Below are 17700 nucleotides of genomic sequence, written 5' to 3'. Positions count from 1 at the left end.
CTTTTAGTGTTTTCGTTTGTAACTGACCGCATGTTACCGGTACTGCACGTAAAAGATTAAGAAGAGTAAGTACTATTCATGTACTCTTCATACCCTCGCTTATTTTTTTAATATGCCCATGAAGGCCCCTCTCCCCATAACCATGCTTATCGGCAAACCATTTTTGGGAAACAGCATATCCTGCTACGGTAGTATGCTTAATTGTACCATCTTTATGAAAAAACCGAGGTTGTGTCTGAATATTATGAATAACCTTCTTTAGGTCCTCAACTAACCCTTCACGAGTATTATGATGAGGCATGTACTCTTCAGAAATCTCTTTCTTTTCCTGTTCTTGCAGATCTCTATAATCCTTTAGCTCTGTAGGATAGTCTCCATCAATAATTTTATTCGTAACTGCCTTTATCCCTCTAAGATGGTAATAAGCTTGCTCATATTCCTTTCCGTAAAAAGTTATAGCTTCCAAGGCTCTTTTCGTTTTTTGCTCTTGTCCATGGCGTTGGTAAGCATTGAAAACTTTTTCAATCTGCCTGTAATTTTGATTGATAAAATCATTTGGTTGGGAAATATGTAAGAAGTGGCCTACTTCCCATTTGATATGCTCAATGATATTTTCTACCAGCTTCACATGGTTGGATTCTATCAAATCCTCTTCTATGTCTTTCCCGTCCGAAGAGGTAGTAGGATCATAAATTTTCTCCAAATAGTATTCAATATCCTCGATAAACAGGTCGAACTTTTCATTTAACTCTTGGAGTCGCTGTTGAAGACCTTCTTTTATTGTCAATAGCTCAGCATAAGTACCAATAAGATTGTTTGACTCATTGTAATGCTCCACATAGCGATCATATTTTTGCTGTATGATATCCCGATCAACTAAATCCATTCCTATCCCTGTTATCCTAATTTATGAATCTTTGTTTCTGCTTTTTCTCCAGATATGATACTCCTAACTCTCCAACTCCAGCGATTTAAGGCCTCAAGCTTTCTATCATTATAATTGTACCATTGGTAATGTCTGCCTGTAACTCCTTCAATCTTATGATTCATGATTTTTTGAATCACAATTTGATCAACAAGGCTTTCCTCCAATTTTGTTGCTACCGTACGTCTTAAATCATGAATTCGAAAATCTGAAATATCTGTTTCTTTTTGAATTTTCTCGTCCGTACTCTTGACACTATTTAATGGCTGACCTTTAATACGGGGTGACTCAAAAACATACTTACTATCTCCGGTAATCGGCTTTAGCTTTTCCAATATCTCTTTAACCATATCAGATAAAGGTACATCGGTCTCCTCATTATTTTTGGCCCTTTCTCCTGGTATTGTCCAAATATCCGCTAAAAAGGCTTCTTGTTTAGGCTTTCCATCTTCGCCGATTCTTATGCGCTTACACGCTTTATTCCAGCTTATTTCTGACCATTCCATGAGCATCGTTTCGGTTTTTCGCTGCCCTGTTAAAAGCAATATTTTATAATATGATTGGATCGGTTCTGGCTTCGTCTCCCAGTACTTCCATAGCTCCTTAATTTCTTCTTCGTTGTAAACTCGATCCCTCACATTCTCACCTCGGTCAAATACGGGCGTATTCTCTACTGGATTCCTTTCAAGCTTTATCCCCACATTGGTTAAACCGAAATCGAAAATTTTAGATGCAGTTGACCTAATGCGATTGGCCATAGTAAATTTACCCTCTATCTGACCCTTTTGATTTAGGACCTCTCGAACATGTTGGCTGGTAAATTCAGAAACAGGTATCTCACCCCAATTGTGATTGTCTATTAACTCAACATCAATATGGCGCTGATATTCGGCTTGTGTTCTTTCTGCAAGGGTAGGTAAGTGCTGTTTAGAAAAGATATCGGCAAGCTCCCGAAAAGTTAATTCGTTGGGCTTGTATCTGCGCTTCTCTTTTTCTGCCTGAGGATCCATGCCATCATTAACCTTGACCTTTAACTTCATCACCTTAGCCCTTGCATCAGCAAGACCAACAGCAGGAAATCTGCCAATAGTAAATCGCCTATTTTTACCAGCGAAACGGTATCTATATGCAAAGGTTTTAGAACCGGTTTTCGATAGTCTTAAAATTAATCCCGTCTCCTTTTCATCATAATATTCTATGGATTTTTTTGGGGGTTTTAATCCTTCGACAAATTTATGAGTAAGTTTTTTTGAAGGCATAGCAGTTTTAAAATTAATAACCCTGCCATGTCTGACCATAAATCAGACATGGCAGGGTACTAGTTCAGCGTTTTATTTCCTGTTACCCAAATCGAAATTTGGGTAACATTTGGGTAACAGAATACTTGGCTTGGCCCGTAAAAGACCGTAACCGCCCGGAAGTAGATTACGCTATAAAATCATGATATGCAACGATTTACCGAAATATTTGTACGTGCTCGGAAACCCACGGAAATGGCTTAAATCTGGCTTCGGATCAGAAGGCTGAGGGTTCGAATCCTTCCGGGCGTACTTCTCCACAAGCCCATGACTCGCTTATAGTTATGGGCTTTTTTTTGGCACAGAATTAGGTACAGGTAATCAAATAAGCATTTTGAGCGTGTATTCTTCCTCATTTTCTCAATCACTTTTCAGAGCCTTTTTCTTGTATCCAATTCCATGAGATACCATCGGCTCTTGCTGAACCAATAACCTCAGATACTGATATGAAGGCATGATAGTCATTATTATAGTGATTCACCACGTGGACACCGAACAACATCCCCTCCCAGGAATGACTCAACAGATAAATTTTTCCCGATCAAAACGATTTTTCAGGTAAAGCGTTAGCCGGTGGGTATCCTCAGATTCAAGGTCATTATTTCCTCCCTGTAGGTATTGTTATTGGACTTTCCTGTTCCGTGCTGATCCAACCCACCAATTTCTATAGAACGTAGATGTGTAACAGCGTTGGGGGGGCATCGATTTTATCTGCTGGGGATTTACAACCCGATAGCAATGTAAAAATCAGAAAAAACAGTCCATTTCATCGCAATTGATTACTATCAGTTGGTTCAACCGTTTGAACAACCGGTAAAGCAGCCGAAAGCAATAATACTACAGAAAATACCAGCAATGTCCACCCCAGCCATACAGTACCAATTGGGAATATGGACGTCAGAAACAAATAATCTCGGGTGATAGCCCACAAGAGAACACCTACTATTATAGTACCTATAAAGAACTCCATTACCCGCGTCTTGGTAACCAATTTCAGTGAAATTGTCAGTTTTCGTTTGCCGGCTAAGACTCCATTGACAAGATGTGCAGCGCACCATAGCGTAACAAGCAAAATAAGCCCGATAATAATTCTCAAGCCCGATACAGCCGTTGTGATTCGACTAAATTTTACAGGACCAACCCCCTGCCAACGCGACCAAGCACGTAAAATATGGCCTATAAACGGCCAACTGCGCTGACTATTGGTAAATATGACAATACCATCACCAGTTTCAGGTATCATATGGAAATGAGTCATCCAACCGTGTCCCTGTCCCCCATGCCAGACGGCCTTCTTCCCATCCGGCAGCGTTTCAATGAAGTGACCAAAGCCGTAATCCTCAGCCACAAACCCAAACATGCCTAAGATATTTATCTTAGGTGTGTGAATGTTTTGAATACTCTCCTTAGAAAGTATAACCTGATTCGCATGTGAGCCATTGACCATTTCAGCAATCGTAAAGCGAGCTATATCTTCAACCGTAGAAAACAAACCGCCGGATGCCTTGTAAGGATATACGTACGGAGCGACAGAATTCCCCTGTAGGTCATATCCCATGGGCACTCTTGAGGACCAATCTTCATCCCAGTCAAATCTTGAATTATGCATGCCAAGCGGGGTGAGTACCTCATTCACCATATAATCGCTAAAGTCACGTCCCGTCACCTCTTCGATTAACAATTCCAACAGGTTAAACCCGGGATTGGAGTATTCGAAATTTGAACCCGGTTCATAGGTTAGCTGTACTTCTTTGCTTAGGTATTGCCTCAGTGAGGGTTTCTCGCTATCTGGTGAATATTCTTCACCAAGTGATCCCAGTGGTATCCCGGAACTATTGCTTAACAGTTTTCGGATCGTTACGTCATTGAGATTGTATTCCGATTCAGGCAGGGACCAATTACGCAAGTATTGTTGGACAGGGTCATCTAGGTTTATCAGGCCGCGCTCTACTAATTTCATTACGCCCCAGGCTGTTACTGACTTTGAGATGGATTCTGTCCTGCAGATAGCGTCAAGGGTCATCTTCTTCTGCTGTTTAATGTCAGCGTACCCATAGGCATTGGACCATACTAATTTCCTATCCTGAATGAGTGCAATGGAAGTGCCGGGTATGTTGTACCAATCCATTAAAGACAAAATACGCACATCCAATTGTTGGGTAAAAGTATCAACAGGTAACCCTTGATCAATTGACTGATTTGAACACCCCGCACTTACTAAGAGTATAACCGAGAGTTCCAACAATTGATAGACTCTTTTTCTAACCCACTTTTCGATCGGTCTATTTAACCCATTCCAACTCATCATAGTTATAATTTATTTGCACAAGGTGTAATTTGGTGTAGGTATATTCGCCCTCAGGTTTGTGCCAAACCGCCTCACCATGAGATGCCAGTTTCCTTCCATCAAAATCTTGGTAATCACTTAAGGGGGTAGTCCATTTGTAGTTGGTGAAACTTTTACCATCAGCTGATTCAGATCTGTCTTGCGATGAAAAGTTGATTAATTCCCCATTCTCATTGAAAAATAGTGTAGCCTTAATTGTATTCCCTTGGTTCGTATACGTTGCGTTTACGGTAGTAGAGTCAATACCCTGCCATTGTATATTCTTATCAATTAGTGTGGCAGGTGCCAGGAAACACATATCATTGAACAAGGTGACAGTTTCACTCTTGTTCATTTCCGGCCCTCTGGCGTTTACAACCTCAATTAGAGAAGCCATTTTTATCTGCATTGAAGCCGTTGACCCTATATACATATGGAGCCCTTCTATGGGGATACCATACATCGAAGAGTCCATAAAAAAGATCCTGGAAGGTTGATCGAAAAAGTTGTATTGAATGGCCGTTACATCAAGGTATCCAGAACCTGGGCTGGGCTTAAACTGACCTTGAAAAACGGCCCGGAAATTATGGATTTTTTTCTTCCCAATGGCACCGGTATACCTGAGGTACTTTTGTACAGGAAGCGGAAGATGGGCAATATCCTTCTCACTCATAAAGACTTCGTCAGTATCTTGATTTAGCCTTTTTTCGACCTCTGTTTTGAATTGATTTTGATAGCTGCTCGGTAACTGACCGACAATAGCAATAATAATAGGTACTATTATGATGATATTGGCAATAGTGCCAAATTTGGTATCACCCCAGGAAAGAATAATAAGAATCTGGGACAGCGTTACGGTAATAGCTCCAACTTTCCACCACAACCCATTTTGGTTCAGATAAAAGAGCAGTACAAGAAGGAAAAGGATTGAAGACAACAACCAAAGTAATCCAACAGGTTTGGATATTTCCTGCGTAAGCTGGTCAACCTGGGCCAGGTTAAATGCCTTAACAAATCCCAAAAAATGGATCAATCCATGTATAAAAATAATTAGTGAAAAAATGATTTTAGCCATGAGATTCTTCCTTTTTGTTTATTAGCACCTCATCCACACCTCTTCTCAGGGAATAAGGCATTTTTTCAGAATACCCGAATCGAATTAACAAAAGAGGGTGCGTCGATCCTAGATTGAATCGCTTGACAAGTTGTTCTCTTACCTCCAACTCTTCACAGGGCATATTTACATGAGCATGACTGATGCCCAGCTTAGTTGCGGTTAGTCCAAACCGCTGAAAAGCGCGTCCCAGCCTAATCCAGTGAGCAATATCGTTTTGTACTGTGGTAAACAAAGCAAATCCCGCTGTTGCATCGATAAGTTTCTTCCATCGCTTGGCTTCACTTTTCGCCGACCTAAAGTATTTCATTACAATCTTACCTAAGAAGCGGGGAATGTTGGGCAGTCCCATGCATTTTCCCCACAAGCCATCAGCCTTTTGTTTGGCGTTTCGTTCAGAAAAACGTACCCATCGAACCAGTTCCTCAACAAATTTCTTGTTCTTAAACTGAAGATTACTTCCTTCGATGATAAGTGGTTCCAGATTATTAATTTCATTTTCTCCGGTTAGGATTATCAGTTCAATCCCCTCAAATTCAAAGGAATTTTTCAATATATTTAGATCAGCTTCCGACACTTTTTGGTCAGAATATTCATTTCTGGTTGATTGCCGCTTTTCGATATGATTCAATAGTTCATCTTCCTGAATGGAATCGTCCGAAGTAAAAGAAATTACAATAAACGATTCGTTATCTTTCCCCTCTTTAATAGTAACAATGGACCTAAGTCCATATTTGGTAGCAGCGATGACGATATTTTCAACAGCACAACCCAAGCTTGTATAAAGAGCATGACTGTCGCTGTCCACGACCAGTAACGCACGGCTGAAATCAGGATGGACCTCGATTTTATTTTCCTCAATGGAAAAAAGCCAAGGCTGGGTATTGTGTCCTGAGGGTGCCTTTATCCCGTAGTCTATAAGTTTTTCTAAATCAATGGTTGGTTTCATGATGAATAGGTTTTGATTGTAGTATTTTTCGTACAGCCGGCAGCTGGGTTAAAATCAATAATGCGATCCCCACCAACCCATAGATTAGCTGAAGCGGTGGTTCGGATGCATAACCGATCATTGCTATCTCTACTCCAATCCATATAATCAACGCTATACTTACCATAACAGCTCCCAGCCATGCCCACATTTTTCGCCGCCACAAGCCGACAAATACGATCAGTGGAAAGATCCCCAGAACAGTAAAAAGGATGATGCCGGGAATCAGAAAGTCTTGAAAGGGCGTCCCCTCAAGAAGGGCTGTTGGCAACTGCAGAAAATTGCCGGTCGTATCCAATATTAATGCGCCCCCGCCATAGAGTCCACTTGCTGACTGGAAAAACAGTAAAGTCAGAAGAGCATAAAAACTGATAGGTCTTTTGTCAGGCATATTCATGAGCTGGCTCCCTGATATTTTTAAAAATAAGAACCGAGCAGAAAATCGAGACCATTCCAAAGAATGGAATAATCACGATTGCCGGTACAATATGTTGCCCAAACATTCCCATGGCAATGACTTTCGCGGTCAGGGCCACCATTAATATAGACAGAAAAATAAAGTACATGGGGGTGAGTAAATACTCAAATGGCTTTCTCCTGATAAACAATAGCCCCGAAACAAATGAGAGCGGCAGCAGCAAGCCCAAGTCCAATCCTTGTACAATTAATGTTGTGTAATGCTCAACTTGGCCGGGGATGATCGATCCGTTCACCAGGGGCGGCACAACTACCTGCAGCCACATGAGCCCAATAGCCATGCTGTTGAATACCAGAAATCCGCCTATAAATTTTATTGGTGTGCTTTCGCTAAATCGTTCAGCAATATTGGTGAGATCGAAAGAAAGCAGCGTCTGGGCGAAGGCAAAAAAGGTGGTCCCAAGTAGAATGACGTAAACCAAAAATAAAACATTATACATCCCCATCACAAGGTAGAACAGATACGTCACCAGAAAGTAACCTAGCGTACCTGCCAAGAGGAATCGGCCTTTCAGAGAACCTCTGCGTGCCCAAACTAACGATAGTATCAGTAGTGGCACTCCAACAAACAGGGTTATATAACCCTGGGCGATGCCTTGCGGAGCAACATCCTCTGACATGTGTTTATAGGGTCCTTTCCCGTAAACGGTCACTGTTTCTCCTCTTACCGTTTCGATGTCATAGGGGCCGGGACTACCGGTCGAAAAAACACTCATTGACGCAGCGACAACAGCCAGAATAATTATTATCGAGGACAAGATAGTTATGGATTTCCGGTATTTCATAGCGAATCAATTGTATATCTCTGCCAATTATACGTATATACCGAAAAGATTGTGCCAATTTGATACCCTCTCATTTCATTTAATCGAATTCCATTTGGCTGTCTCACTATTGCAACCTTGCAATAAATTCAAGGGTGAATTCGCGAATTTGCATGTGCTTCCAACGGTAGAAATACTATTTATTAATTCTGAATATCCCCGATGGGCATCGTGCTAATCTAGCATTCGGGATACATTATTTGCATTGGTAAAAGAAGTGCTGAGCTCTGGATTTTTCAGAGAAATACACAATGACTTTAATCTAAATGAAAATGTATCATAAAACGAATAATATCACTTTTATCAATCATTGGGACGGTACTGATACTAATGGTACAAATAACTAGTGCTCAAAGCCGTATCAGCTGGGAACTACGGACAGGTATTGACCTTGCTACCCAGGAACTAGGCAATACAGATCTTAACACGGGATATACTTTTGGCCTAGAGTACCTGCATCTCCTGGGTAACTCAACGTTAGATTTTTATATCCACGGCGGTAGGATCTACAATCACATCGAAGTAGAGAGCAGCGACGGAGATATCATTGCAGGTTCCCAACACCAATTGGGAGTAGGTTAACCTCGAAGCAATACGGTAGCAGCTGCTGGATATGAAAACCTTTACCGAAGAGGTAATAGAAAGAAAGTCCATAGAACAAGGAGTTGAGCTTCAGGCACGCCCATCAATAGAACGAACCACCTTAGCTCTAAAACGCGTGTTGGCCATGCATCCATCCATGCTCAAAAAAGAAAAAGAATGGACCATGGAATCCGAGCAGAAAAATGAACTATCCCCAAAATTAAAAGAAGGGCTATCTCTCAATACCGGCAGTTTCCTTAGACTGGCCATCACCCCATTTAGATAATCCCAACTGAAATCCATCCATAGGTTTGTGATAATCATAAGGTCCATGAACAACCACGGGTATATGTTCAAAGTTATGAGGCGGCGCAGGAGAAGATATTTGCCACTCTAACCCTCTGCTCTTCCAAGGATTTGCCGGCGCCCTTTCACCACTAAACAAGGATTTAATTAAGTAGTACATGACCAGGAACAATCCTATTCCAAGAACATAGGCACCTATGGTAGAAAGCTGATGAAATCCCCGAAATTCTTCTATATAGTTATAATATCTTCTGGGCATACCCAGCATTCCCATTGCAAATTGAGGGAGAAAAGTAACGTTAAATCCAATAAAAATGATAATGCTGGCAATTTTAGCCTGCATTTCGTTAAACATTTTTCCCGTCATTTTAGGCCACCAGTAGTGTAAACCACCCAGAAATGCCATCAGCATTCCACCCACCATCGTAAAATGGAAATGGGCAACAACGTAATAAGTGTCATAAAGATGGACATTGAGTGGAATAGTACCAAGCACAATGCCGGTAAGGCCGCCGACCAGGAAAAGAAAGAAAAATCCGAATACATAAAACAGGGGTGATTTTAGATCTATTGAGCCTTTATACATAGTGGCTGCCCAGTTAAACATTTTGATACCTGTAGGAACACCCACTAAAAATGTTAGGAATGAAAAAATCACTGAAGCTAAGGGCGCCTGGCCGGATACAAACATATGGTGTCCCCAAAGGAGGAAGCTAATAAAAGCAATCGCCAACGATGAAAGCGCTATAGCCCAGTAGCCAAATATATGTTTCTTAGAGAAGGTTGTAACGATCTCAGAAACGATGCCAAAACCGGGAACGATCATAATATAAACGGCCGGGTGGCTATAGAACCAAAAGAAATGCTGGTACAGCACCGGGTCACCCCCAAGGGCAGGATCAAAAATACCAATCCCCAGGATTCGCTCCATTGCCACAAGTGCCAGTGTGATCGCAAGCACCGGGGTAGCTAATATCTGCATTATGCTTGTTGCATAGAGGGCCCAACAAAACAAAGGTAATTTATCCCACGTCAGGCCAGGTGCCCGCATCTTGTGAATGCTTGTAATAAAGTTGACGCCAGTGAGAATGGAAGAGAAACCAATGACAAAAATCCCGAAAACAACTGTAGTAACGGCCCCACCTATATAACGGCCCCACCTATAGTCGAGGAGTAGGACATATAAAAAGTCCAACCAGTATCTACACTTCCATTAATGATTCCCAAAAGCATAATTCCAGCACCTAATAAGAAAATATAGTAACTGGACAAGTTCAGTCGTGGAAATGCCAGGTCTTTTGCGCCCAACTGAATAGGGAGAATAAAGTTACCCATTACGGTGGGTACAGAGGGCACAAGAAAAAGAAATATCATTATCGCCCCATGCAGGGTAAAAAGCTGATTGTAGGTGTTTGCTTCAATAAAAGTTTTGACAGGGGTCCAAAGCTCGGAGCGAATAAACAGAGCCATAATACCACCTATTATAAAAAAGACAATAATACTGACAAGGTAGAGTACTCCAATTCTCTTGTGGTCCAGGCTGATCAGCCAAGACCAGATCCCCTTTTCTGAATTGATGTAGTGCTCTTTGGGAGTAGGGGCAGGCTTATACCTTTTTACACTAACTTTATTTAAAGAAGTTGCTGTTATAATTCCATCGGACTTTTCCACTTTACCATCCCCTTTTTCTATTCTTTACTATCAAAAAGAATACATCAACTAACTTCCAGAAGTCTAAAGGTCATTCTTAAATTATGTGTAGGAAAATACCTTACAACTGGATCCCGGTTACTACTTGCCCACTACTCCGTTTTGTTTTCTATGCTACTTATCAAAACAGGTAATGAGGATGAAATACGTCCGGGTAGTACTGTTTATTCTCAATAACTATTGGATTGATTTCAGAAAGCATACCAGAATAAACTATGAAGGTTACCATTATTTATGATAACACGAGCTTTAGGGATGATTTAGAGTCTGACTGGGGTTTTTCAGCTTTAGTTGAAGTTGTCGAAAGGAAAATTCTATTCGATACAGGTGCGAATGGGTCCATTTTACTTTCCAATATGGAAAAATTGGGTGTTGATCCCCGGCAAATAGATGATGTGTTTATCTCTCACAGCCATCATGATCATACCGGTGGACTTTCGGCATTTCTTGAACAAAATGAAGACGTAAAAGTTTGGGTTCCGATTTCATATGGTGGAGTTAAACATGCAAAAGAAGTCATTAAAATAGAAAAAGCACAAAGCCTATATAAAGGCATCTATTCAACGGGTGAATTGGATGGCATAGAGCAATTTTTGTGCATTAAAACAGGAAAGGGACTTGTAGTTATCGCGGGCTGTTCCCATCCCCAAATGGAACATATCCTGGACGTAGCAGCACAATTCGGTTCTGTTTACGGCATCATAGGTGGGCTCCATGGGAATAAAGCGGGATCCCTGGAAGGATTAGATTTAATTTGTGCCACACACTGCACTCAGCATATCTCCGAAATAAAATCGCAATATCCACAAAAATATGTAGAAGGGGGAATTGGTCAAATTATTGAATTACAATAATCACGAATTAAGTTTTTTCATAACCTCTTTACGTAACTTGCTTTGTTAGCATATTTTTTAATTTCCCATTGCCGCAGAAAAATTCCCTAGCCCTTATTCTTATACACTGGCCTGTTGATATCAAAGCTATCATTTAAACATCAGTCCCTTTTTTAACATTAGGGGGAAACTCTACACTGTGTATGCAGTTCTTCCCTACAAATTTCCAGCCCGAAGTCAATTATAATAATATTAGAATTTTGACATACTGATTTGCACAGACTCAAAACGTACTACGGTACGTGAGAGAAAAGCCTTAAACCATAGTGACCATAGGCTTCTTTTCTGATCCCTGCCTAATCAAAGGTACTATCAAAGAGTGTGCAATGGTATTTGTCGGTACCCTGACCGGTACCGGCGATGAAGCCGACGGTTGAGGGTGTCTCGTTTAGCGAGACTGAGATTATACCTCCACAACTTGAACCGGGTAATACCGGCGAAAGGAAATCGTTGGCTTTTTTTATTCCTGAAATTGTTTGTCTGGCCGATACTGCCGGCACTCAAACCGAAACAATTATGGTCCGAGGCTTATCAATTCAGGTGGGATAAGTATTAAAAAAGCACTGTGCCAAAAGTTGCTTATGGGTATAAACGATAGGATTGGTTTTAGCTATGATCTCTTATCCTGTATTAATTTGGGATTGGAATGATGTGAGCCTGGCCTTTTCTCCTGAATTATCGAGTCGCCGGCTGAAGGGAATTTATTCATTGATAATGCGATCCATTCCCGACGAAGATTACTGCTTGGGTGCAAAAAAAGCATTCCTGCCTGATTAGTTGGCCCATAATCTATACTCTTTAATTTGTAAGATTAAAAAATTCCCATTCTCATAAATCTACGTGACAGAGAATTGTATAAATAGGTATCAACCACCAGGAAAGGTGAAATAAAAGGAAGGGTTAGCTTTCGGCCACTAGCCCTACTGACTCTCAGGCAGGGTCAACTGATTAGCTGGTGATTAATGCCCAAAGATCACCTTGATTATCCACATAAGAAAAATGCCCGTGGCAAACGACAGGAAGTGAATGAAGTTGAAAAATAGACTTTCATGCTTGTTCACTTCAGGGACCAAGTCGGATGCTCCTATATAAATAAAATTGCCAGCGGCAAAGGGAATTAGAAAATCGACGTCTATTTGTTGAGAAACAAAAAAAGCAATAATGCCGCCAAGCAGGAAAGTAAGACCCGATAACACATTGAATAGCAGCGCAGCAGACTTTTTCCAGCCTCCATGAACCAGAACGGCAAAATCGCCAAGCTCCTGCGGTATCTCATGTGCTGCAGCTGCAAGCCAGGCCATCAGGCCGAGCTTACTATCTATCAGGAACGTTCCGCCGATAGCCAGTCCGCCGATAAAATTGTGAAGACCGTCACCGATCAGTATGAGATAGGTCAATGGTTTGCGTCTATCTTCTCGATCCAGTTGACAATGTCGCCAGTGCAGAAACTGCTCAAGTACGAAGAACAATCCAAATCCTGTCAGTATCCATAAAAAAAAGGAGTCCTCTTTATATTCTGTGAGTCCAGCGGGAATTATATGAAGGAAAGCCCCACCAATTAGTGATCCAGCGGCGAAAGCCACCAACGGAGTCTGAATCTTCCGCAGGGTCTTCTCTTTTAATATGAGGGTGACGCTACCCACCATAGCGATAGCACTCATAAGAAGCCCTGTAGTGATGATCCACCATAATGCTTCCATAATATTAACCCTCCCCTAAGATGATGTACTCTATCAACATCACTTAATCTACACAAATATCAGTGTTTTCACATCATCCCAGTTGCACATAGCATTTTAAAAATTGACCCATAATATCAAAACGCAAAATAAATGACAGCTTTGGAAACACCGATACTGCACCTAGCAGGTTGAAATGTTTTCATAACCCCATTTCCCATAGCTCCCCCTCGGTACTACAAATAGTGCTACCTGAAATTCCAATAATCGAAGGCCGGGAATCTACTTGGGATAACATTTGGTTTAACTATTTCGATCAACGTTAAAAATTTTCAAGTTTCATGCTAAAACAGTACTAGCAATCTTGTTCGAGAAGACTGGTGTTTTCAGCTTAATTTAAGCCTTTCATCTTTATAATACCTAAAACCCCAGGCTGAGAACCTTTTGGATCACCCAAAAATAGTTTAAGGATGGTATTATGGAACATTCCCACAAAGAAACCGAACACGCTCATCATAAAGAGCGTCATTCCAATCACGATCCTAACCATAAAGAACATACCCACTCCGGTGATCATGCCGAACATCATGCCCACATGGCCAAGGATTTCCTGAAGCGGTTTTGGATATCCATTGCCCTAACCATTCCTATCCTGATTCTTTCTCACATGATTCAGGAACTGCTGGGATTGGGGGATGCCCTCCAGTTTTCAGGTGATACCTATATCTCATTTGTACTTTCAAGTGTCGTCTTCTTTTATGGCGGTTGGCCATTTCTGAAGGGCCTCTATGACGAGCTGAAAAAAAGCCAGCCAGGGATGATGACGCTAATTGGCGTTGCCATCACGGCCGCTTACGTCTACAGTACCCTGGTCGTCTTTGCCGTAGAGGGACAGGTCTTCTTCTGGGAACTGGCCACGCTGGTGGATATCATGCTGATTGGTCACTACATCGAAATGAAATCCGTGATGAGTGCTTCCCGGGCCCTTGAAGAGCTGGCCAAACTCATGCCTTCGGAAGCCCACGTCGTGCAGGACGATGGATCAACCCGGGACGTCCCGCTTGAAGAGTTGCATAAAGGATTTAAAGTGCTGGTCAAACCCGGAGAAAAGATTCCGGCCGACGGCTTAGTCGTTGATGGAAAAAGTTCGGTCAATGAGTCCCTGATGACCGGAGAATCCAAGCCCGTGTCCAAAAAGCAGGGCGATGAAGTGATCGGAGGATCCATAAATGGAGAAGGATCTCTTACTATTGAAGTAAATCGGACGGGTGAAGACTCATTTCTTTCCCAGGTCATTGATCTTGTGCGACAGGCCCAGGAAAGCAAGTCACGCACCCAGGATTTGGCAAATCGTGCCGCATTTTGGCTGACAATCATTGCGTTAGGTGCTGGTACGCTTACGTTCTTTGCGTGGACCTTCTTTACCACCGAAGATTTTGTATTCGCCTTGGAGCGAACCGTTACGGTGATGGTCATTGCCTGTCCGCATGCGCTGGGTCTGGCTGTCCCGCTGGTTGTGGCCGTTTCTACCAGCCTGGCAGCCCAAAACGGATTCCTGATCCGCAACCGTACCGCTTTTGAAGAAGCCCGTAACCTTGAAGCCATCATCTTCGATAAAACGGGAACACTCACCCATGGTGAGTTTGGAGTAACAGATATCCTGACATTTAATGGCTTCGACGATAAAGAACAACTGTTGATCCTTGCCGGCTCACTGGAGCAAAACTCAGAACATCCCATTGCCCGGGGCATCGTAAAAGCTACAGACGGGGTGATGAAAGTAGAGGAGTTCAATTCTATTACTGGCAAAGGTATTGAAGGCCGTGTTGATGGAAAACAAGTCAAGGTGGTAAGCCCCGGCTATCTGCGTGAAAACAACATTGACCTTCCAACAGAACAGTATGAACAGCTTTCAGGGCAGGGGAAAACCGTTGTCTTTGTATTGATTGACAACCACTTGCAGGGAGCGATCGCCCTAGGCGATAATATCCGGGAAGATTCGCGCGAGGCTATTCAAAGCCTCCACGACATGGGTATCCAGTGTATCATGTTGACCGGCGATAACCAGCAAACAGCTGCCTATGTTGCCAACGAACTGGGACTGGATGATTTCTTTGCCGAAGTGTTGCCCGAAGAAAAAGCTGCTAAGATAAAAGAAGTTCAACAGCGCGGACTCAACGTAGCCATGACCGGCGACGGGGTAAACGATGCTCCTGCTCTGGCACAGGCTGATGTGGGTATTGCCATCGGGGCCGGATCGGATGTGGCTGTGGAAACAGGAGATATCATCCTGACCCAGAGCAACCCGAAGGATGTGGCTTCGCTCGTCCGGCTGGCCAGGGCCACCTACCGAAAAATGGTGCAGAACCTCTGGTGGGCCACCGGCTACAACGCCTTTGCGATACCATTGGCCGCAGGGGTTTTATACACCTACGGCATTATTCTGAGCCCTGCCCTTGGCGCTGTGTTAATGTCGCTCAGTACGGTAATCGTAGCTATCAATGCGCGTTTTCTTAAACTTGAACGCTGAACCCAGGGTTATTGTGAAACGTGTCAAAGCATATATCCGACCCAAGCTACAGAAAGAAGGATATTGCTGTATGACCGTTTTGAAGGAGAAGGAACCGGCCGGTACAGTGATCCTGATCATCAACATGGTTCACTTAGTTTTCCTGCCTTGCATACGCATGTGGCAAAGGCTGAAATTACAGTGGAATCAGAAGATGTAGCCGCTGTTATCGACATTATTAAGAAGCATGGGAAAACAGCTCACAAAGGAGACGGCATACTCTTGATCTTCCCCATTGAAAAGATAACATGAATATGTGACGGTAAGGAGGGTGCTGAATTCTTACATAACTCTTGCGCACTTTAAGGTTGCTTTAAGGGAGGTTGTTGTATGTTGCAGTAGAACATAAAAACCTATTGAATCTTAAAAGACCAAAAAACTATGGAGTATTTCACTTCACAGACAGTCGACCTTTCCTATGATCAGGCCATCAAGAAAGTTACTGATCTTCTAAAAGAAGAGGGATTTGGGGTATTGACGGAAATCGACGTCAAGGACACGCTGAAAGAGAAGCTGGATGTAGAGTTTAAAAAATATAAAATCCTGGGAGCCTGCAATCCAAATTTTGCCCACAAGGCCCTTCAGGCAGAAGACAAAATTGGCGTGATGCTCCCCTGTAATGTCATTGTAGAAGAACATGAAGATGGCACGGTAGAAGTTTCAGCTGTCAACCCGGTGGCTTCGATGCAGGCCGTATCCAACGATGGGCTGCAGCCTATTGCTGTCGAGGTCCGAAAGAGATTAGAAAAGGTAATCAGCAACCTGTAACAAGAAATTCAACTGAAATTAATCCAAATAAAAGGTGACTACTATGAAACGTTTAACAATGATTCTATCCTTCATGCTACTCTTTACAACCATGGGTATGGCCCAGCAGAAGCAGGGAGACATGACTCAAAAAAGACAACAGATGATGGAGATGATGCAGGATTCCACCATGCGCGCCATGATGATGGATCATATGGCCCAAAACCCCCAAATGCGTCAACAAATGATGCAGCAGATGATGGGCTCTATGGACATGGACAGCACCATGATGATGGGGAATATGCAGAAGATGATGAATAATCCCCAGATGAAGCAGCGCATGCAAAAACACATGAATATGATGCAGGCTATGATGGACGGCAATATGAATCACTCAAAAATGATGGAAATGATGGGTGACTCATCCATGGTGAAAATGCAGATGATGTGCATGCAAATGATGCAGGGTAAGATGATGGATGGCCAGGGAATGATGAACAAAAAGAATGGCATGAACGGCAATAGCCATCAACAACGTCACAACTGATTATGGACTGGCTACATGCCTTGAATGCCCATTGGGCCCCGGTACTGTGTATGCTAGTGGCCGGGGTCTGATTTCTTACCCAGCGCGGTAAGCACCGGCTTGAAATCTGACGTGCAGCCGTCGAAGTTCACCGGGCACGATTACAAACCGGTGAAATATCAAAAGAAGAGTTCAACAGGCTCAAAAATTCGCTTAGTAAAAACTAACCATATTACATAAAAATGAGCAAGCACACGCTTTGGATGATCATTGGATGTGGTGTTCCACTTCTGCTCCTGTTTTTCGCTCCTCTGCTGGGGCTTAGCAGCAGCTTAACTTTTTTTCTGTTTGTCGCAGCGATGTTTGCCTGTCACATCCTGATGATTGGTCACCATCGGAAAGGATCCGGACATCAGCATCACCAATATTAAATTCGCAGGTCACCATGAGAACGCTAAACATCAAAAAAATGGGACTGGCTGTTGGCGCTACTGGCGCTGTTCTATATATCGGTTGTATTATCCTGATGGTTTCGGTGGGAAGAGAGGGAACCGTCTTTTTCTTTAACAGCCTGTTGCAAGGAAAGTAAGCCATTGTATCATGGCCGCTATTGATCGGCAAACTATTACAACGGTCCCATAAACTGAAGAATAAAGGGAGATCATTTTTAACTTTAAGGTTGTTTTAAGGCTCCTCTTCTATCTTGGATATAACGTAAATACAGTCATTACGGTAT

17 protein-coding genes, 1 tRNA gene, 1 pseudogene and 1 riboswitch are annotated in these 17700 nt (G+C 42.5%); of the genes and pseudogenes, 10 read left to right on the top strand and 9 right to left on the bottom strand.

What is annotated here, in order from left to right; translation table 11 throughout:
• Positions 1 to 76 precede the first annotated feature (76 nt).
• Together FN808_RS17155 and FN808_RS17150 are read right to left on the bottom strand one after the other, a co-directional pair.
• The gene (locus tag FN808_RS17155) at positions 77 to 886 is read right to left on the bottom strand and encodes a hypothetical protein (RefSeq protein ID WP_142715849.1); all 810 of its coding nucleotides are present in this window, start codon (positions 884 to 886) and stop codon (positions 77 to 79) included.
• Positions 887 to 897: 11 nt separating this feature from the next.
• The gene (locus tag FN808_RS17150) at positions 898 to 2184 is read right to left on the bottom strand and encodes a tyrosine-type recombinase/integrase (protein WP_185958474.1); all 1287 of its coding nucleotides are present in this window, start codon (positions 2182 to 2184) and stop codon (positions 898 to 900) included.
• 228 nt (positions 2185 to 2412) lie between these two features.
• Here FN808_RS17150 and FN808_RS19025 point away from each other — a divergent pair.
• Positions 2413 to 2475: transfer RNA gene (locus FN808_RS19025), tRNA-Ser, on the top strand.
• A 514-nt stretch (positions 2476 to 2989) separates the two neighbouring features.
• On the opposite strand, the gene FN808_RS17145 is transcribed toward FN808_RS19025, so the two are convergent.
• The 5 genes from FN808_RS17145 to FN808_RS17125 are packed head-to-tail and all read right to left on the bottom strand — an operon-like array spanning position 2990 to position 7913.
• Positions 2990 to 4531 carry a serine hydrolase domain-containing protein gene (locus tag FN808_RS17145; RefSeq protein WP_142715847.1) on the bottom strand — a complete coding sequence of 514 codons (1542 nt, stop codon included), beginning with the start codon at positions 4529 to 4531 and terminating at the stop codon, positions 2990 to 2992.
• On the bottom strand, positions 4506 to 5624 hold the full coding sequence (locus FN808_RS17140; protein WP_142715846.1) for a DUF6544 family protein: 1119 nt from the start codon (positions 5622 to 5624) through the stop codon (positions 4506 to 4508). The genes FN808_RS17145 and FN808_RS17140 overlap by 26 nt, the downstream gene beginning before the upstream one ends.
• Positions 5617 to 6612 carry an Acg family FMN-binding oxidoreductase gene (locus FN808_RS17135; protein ID WP_142715845.1) on the bottom strand — a complete coding sequence of 332 codons (996 nt, stop codon included), beginning with the start codon at positions 6610 to 6612 and terminating at the stop codon, positions 5617 to 5619. Before FN808_RS17135 ends, FN808_RS17140 begins: the two co-directional genes overlap by 8 nt.
• Positions 6596 to 7042, bottom strand: a complete 447-nt coding sequence (locus FN808_RS17130; RefSeq protein WP_142715844.1) for a hypothetical protein — start codon at positions 7040 to 7042, stop codon at positions 6596 to 6598. The genes FN808_RS17135 and FN808_RS17130 overlap by 17 nt, the downstream gene beginning before the upstream one ends.
• Positions 7035 to 7913, bottom strand: coding sequence for a hypothetical protein (locus FN808_RS17125; protein WP_142715843.1), 879 nt, complete (start codon positions 7911 to 7913; stop codon positions 7035 to 7037). Before FN808_RS17125 ends, FN808_RS17130 begins: the two co-directional genes overlap by 8 nt.
• A gap of 369 nt (positions 7914 to 8282) precedes the next feature.
• Between FN808_RS17125 and FN808_RS17120 the strand changes: the two genes are divergently transcribed.
• Together FN808_RS17120 and FN808_RS17115 are read left to right on the top strand one after the other, a co-directional pair.
• Positions 8283 to 8534, top strand: coding sequence for a hypothetical protein (locus FN808_RS17120; protein ID WP_142715842.1), 252 nt, complete (start codon positions 8283 to 8285; stop codon positions 8532 to 8534).
• 31 nt (positions 8535 to 8565) lie between these two features.
• Positions 8566 to 8820, top strand: coding sequence for a hypothetical protein (locus FN808_RS17115; protein WP_142715841.1), 255 nt, complete (start codon positions 8566 to 8568; stop codon positions 8818 to 8820).
• Here FN808_RS17115 and FN808_RS17110 read toward each other — a convergent pair.
• Positions 8767 to 10418 (bottom strand): annotated as a pseudogene (locus tag FN808_RS17110) (cytochrome c oxidase subunit I). The gene FN808_RS17115 and the pseudogene FN808_RS17110 overlap by 54 nt on opposite strands.
• 347 nt (positions 10419 to 10765) lie before the next feature.
• On the opposite strand from FN808_RS17110, the gene FN808_RS17105 reads away from it, so the two are divergent.
• Positions 10766 to 11404, top strand: a complete 639-nt coding sequence (locus FN808_RS17105) for an MBL fold metallo-hydrolase (RefSeq protein WP_142715840.1) — start codon at positions 10766 to 10768, stop codon at positions 11402 to 11404.
• Between the two features lie 404 nt (positions 11405 to 11808).
• Positions 11809 to 11905: riboswitch (TPP riboswitch) on the top strand.
• A 497-nt stretch (positions 11906 to 12402) separates the two neighbouring features.
• Here FN808_RS17105 and FN808_RS17100 read toward each other — a convergent pair.
• On the bottom strand, positions 12403 to 13143 hold the full coding sequence (locus FN808_RS17100) for a ZIP family metal transporter (RefSeq protein ID WP_142715839.1): 741 nt from the start codon (positions 13141 to 13143) through the stop codon (positions 12403 to 12405).
• A gap of 457 nt (positions 13144 to 13600) precedes the next feature.
• On the opposite strand from FN808_RS17100, the gene FN808_RS17095 reads away from it, so the two are divergent.
• From FN808_RS17095 to FN808_RS19020, 6 genes are all read left to right on the top strand, one after another.
• The gene (locus tag FN808_RS17095; RefSeq protein WP_142715838.1) at positions 13601 to 15652 is read left to right on the top strand and encodes a heavy metal translocating P-type ATPase; all 2052 of its coding nucleotides are present in this window, start codon (positions 13601 to 13603) and stop codon (positions 15650 to 15652) included.
• A 63-nt stretch (positions 15653 to 15715) separates the two neighbouring features.
• Positions 15716 to 15943: a P-II family nitrogen regulator gene (locus FN808_RS17090; RefSeq protein WP_185958473.1), complete on the top strand. Its 228-nt coding sequence runs from the start codon at positions 15716 to 15718 to the stop codon at positions 15941 to 15943.
• A gap of 129 nt (positions 15944 to 16072) precedes the next feature.
• The gene (locus FN808_RS17085; protein ID WP_142715836.1) at positions 16073 to 16459 is read left to right on the top strand and encodes a DUF302 domain-containing protein; all 387 of its coding nucleotides are present in this window, start codon (positions 16073 to 16075) and stop codon (positions 16457 to 16459) included.
• Positions 16460 to 16502: 43 nt separating this feature from the next.
• Entirely contained in the window at positions 16503 to 16985 is a 483-nt protein-coding gene (locus FN808_RS17080) for a hypothetical protein (protein WP_142715835.1), read from the top strand.
• Between the two features lie 221 nt (positions 16986 to 17206).
• Complete coding sequence (locus FN808_RS17075) at positions 17207 to 17395, top strand: hypothetical protein (RefSeq protein ID WP_142715834.1); 189 nt, start codon at positions 17207 to 17209, stop codon at positions 17393 to 17395.
• Between the two features lie 14 nt (positions 17396 to 17409).
• Complete coding sequence (locus FN808_RS19020; RefSeq protein ID WP_185958472.1) at positions 17410 to 17553, top strand: DUF5676 family membrane protein; 144 nt, start codon at positions 17410 to 17412, stop codon at positions 17551 to 17553.
• Positions 17554 to 17700: the final 147 nt, after the last annotated feature.

The sequence above is a fragment of the Fodinibius sediminis genome, from assembly GCF_900182555.1.
In the GTDB taxonomy this organism is placed as follows: domain Bacteria; phylum Bacteroidota; class Rhodothermia; order Balneolales; family Balneolaceae; genus Fodinibius; species Fodinibius sediminis.
This window is presented reverse-complemented; position numbering and strand designations above follow the sequence as displayed.

Bases quoted from the DNA above. Each gene is read 5' to 3' on its own strand.
- FN808_RS17095 (WP_142715838.1), top strand. From the start codon at position 13,601: ATGGAACATTCCCACAAAGAAACCGAACACGCTCATCATAAAGAGCGT.
- FN808_RS17105 (WP_142715840.1), top strand. From the start codon at position 10,766: ATGAAGGTTACCATTATTTATGATAACACGAGCTTTAGGGATGATTTA.
- FN808_RS17080 (WP_142715835.1), top strand. From the start codon at position 16,503: ATGAAACGTTTAACAATGATTCTATCCTTCATGCTACTCTTTACAACC.
- FN808_RS17125 (WP_142715843.1), bottom strand. From the start codon at position 7,913: ATGAAATACCGGAAATCCATAACTATCTTGTCCTCGATAATAATTATT.
- FN808_RS17085 (WP_142715836.1), top strand. From the start codon at position 16,073: ATGGAGTATTTCACTTCACAGACAGTCGACCTTTCCTATGATCAGGCC.
- FN808_RS19020 (WP_185958472.1), top strand. From the start codon at position 17,410: ATGAGAACGCTAAACATCAAAAAAATGGGACTGGCTGTTGGCGCTACT.
- FN808_RS17150 (WP_185958474.1), bottom strand. From the start codon at position 2,184: ATGCCTTCAAAAAAACTTACTCATAAATTTGTCGAAGGATTAAAACCC.
- FN808_RS17100 (WP_142715839.1), bottom strand. From the start codon at position 13,143: ATGGAAGCATTATGGTGGATCATCACTACAGGGCTTCTTATGAGTGCT.
- FN808_RS17120 (WP_142715842.1), top strand. From the start codon at position 8,283: ATGGTACAAATAACTAGTGCTCAAAGCCGTATCAGCTGGGAACTACGG.
- FN808_RS17145 (WP_142715847.1), bottom strand. From the start codon at position 4,531: ATGATGAGTTGGAATGGGTTAAATAGACCGATCGAAAAGTGGGTTAGA.
- FN808_RS17115 (WP_142715841.1), top strand. From the start codon at position 8,566: ATGAAAACCTTTACCGAAGAGGTAATAGAAAGAAAGTCCATAGAACAA.
- FN808_RS17155 (WP_142715849.1), bottom strand. From the start codon at position 886: ATGGATTTAGTTGATCGGGATATCATACAGCAAAAATATGATCGCTAT.
- FN808_RS17140 (WP_142715846.1), bottom strand. From the start codon at position 5,624: ATGGCTAAAATCATTTTTTCACTAATTATTTTTATACATGGATTGATC.
- FN808_RS17135 (WP_142715845.1), bottom strand. From the start codon at position 6,612: ATGAAACCAACCATTGATTTAGAAAAACTTATAGACTACGGGATAAAG.
- FN808_RS17075 (WP_142715834.1), top strand. From the start codon at position 17,207: ATGAGCAAGCACACGCTTTGGATGATCATTGGATGTGGTGTTCCACTT.
- FN808_RS17130 (WP_142715844.1), bottom strand. From the start codon at position 7,042: ATGCCTGACAAAAGACCTATCAGTTTTTATGCTCTTCTGACTTTACTG.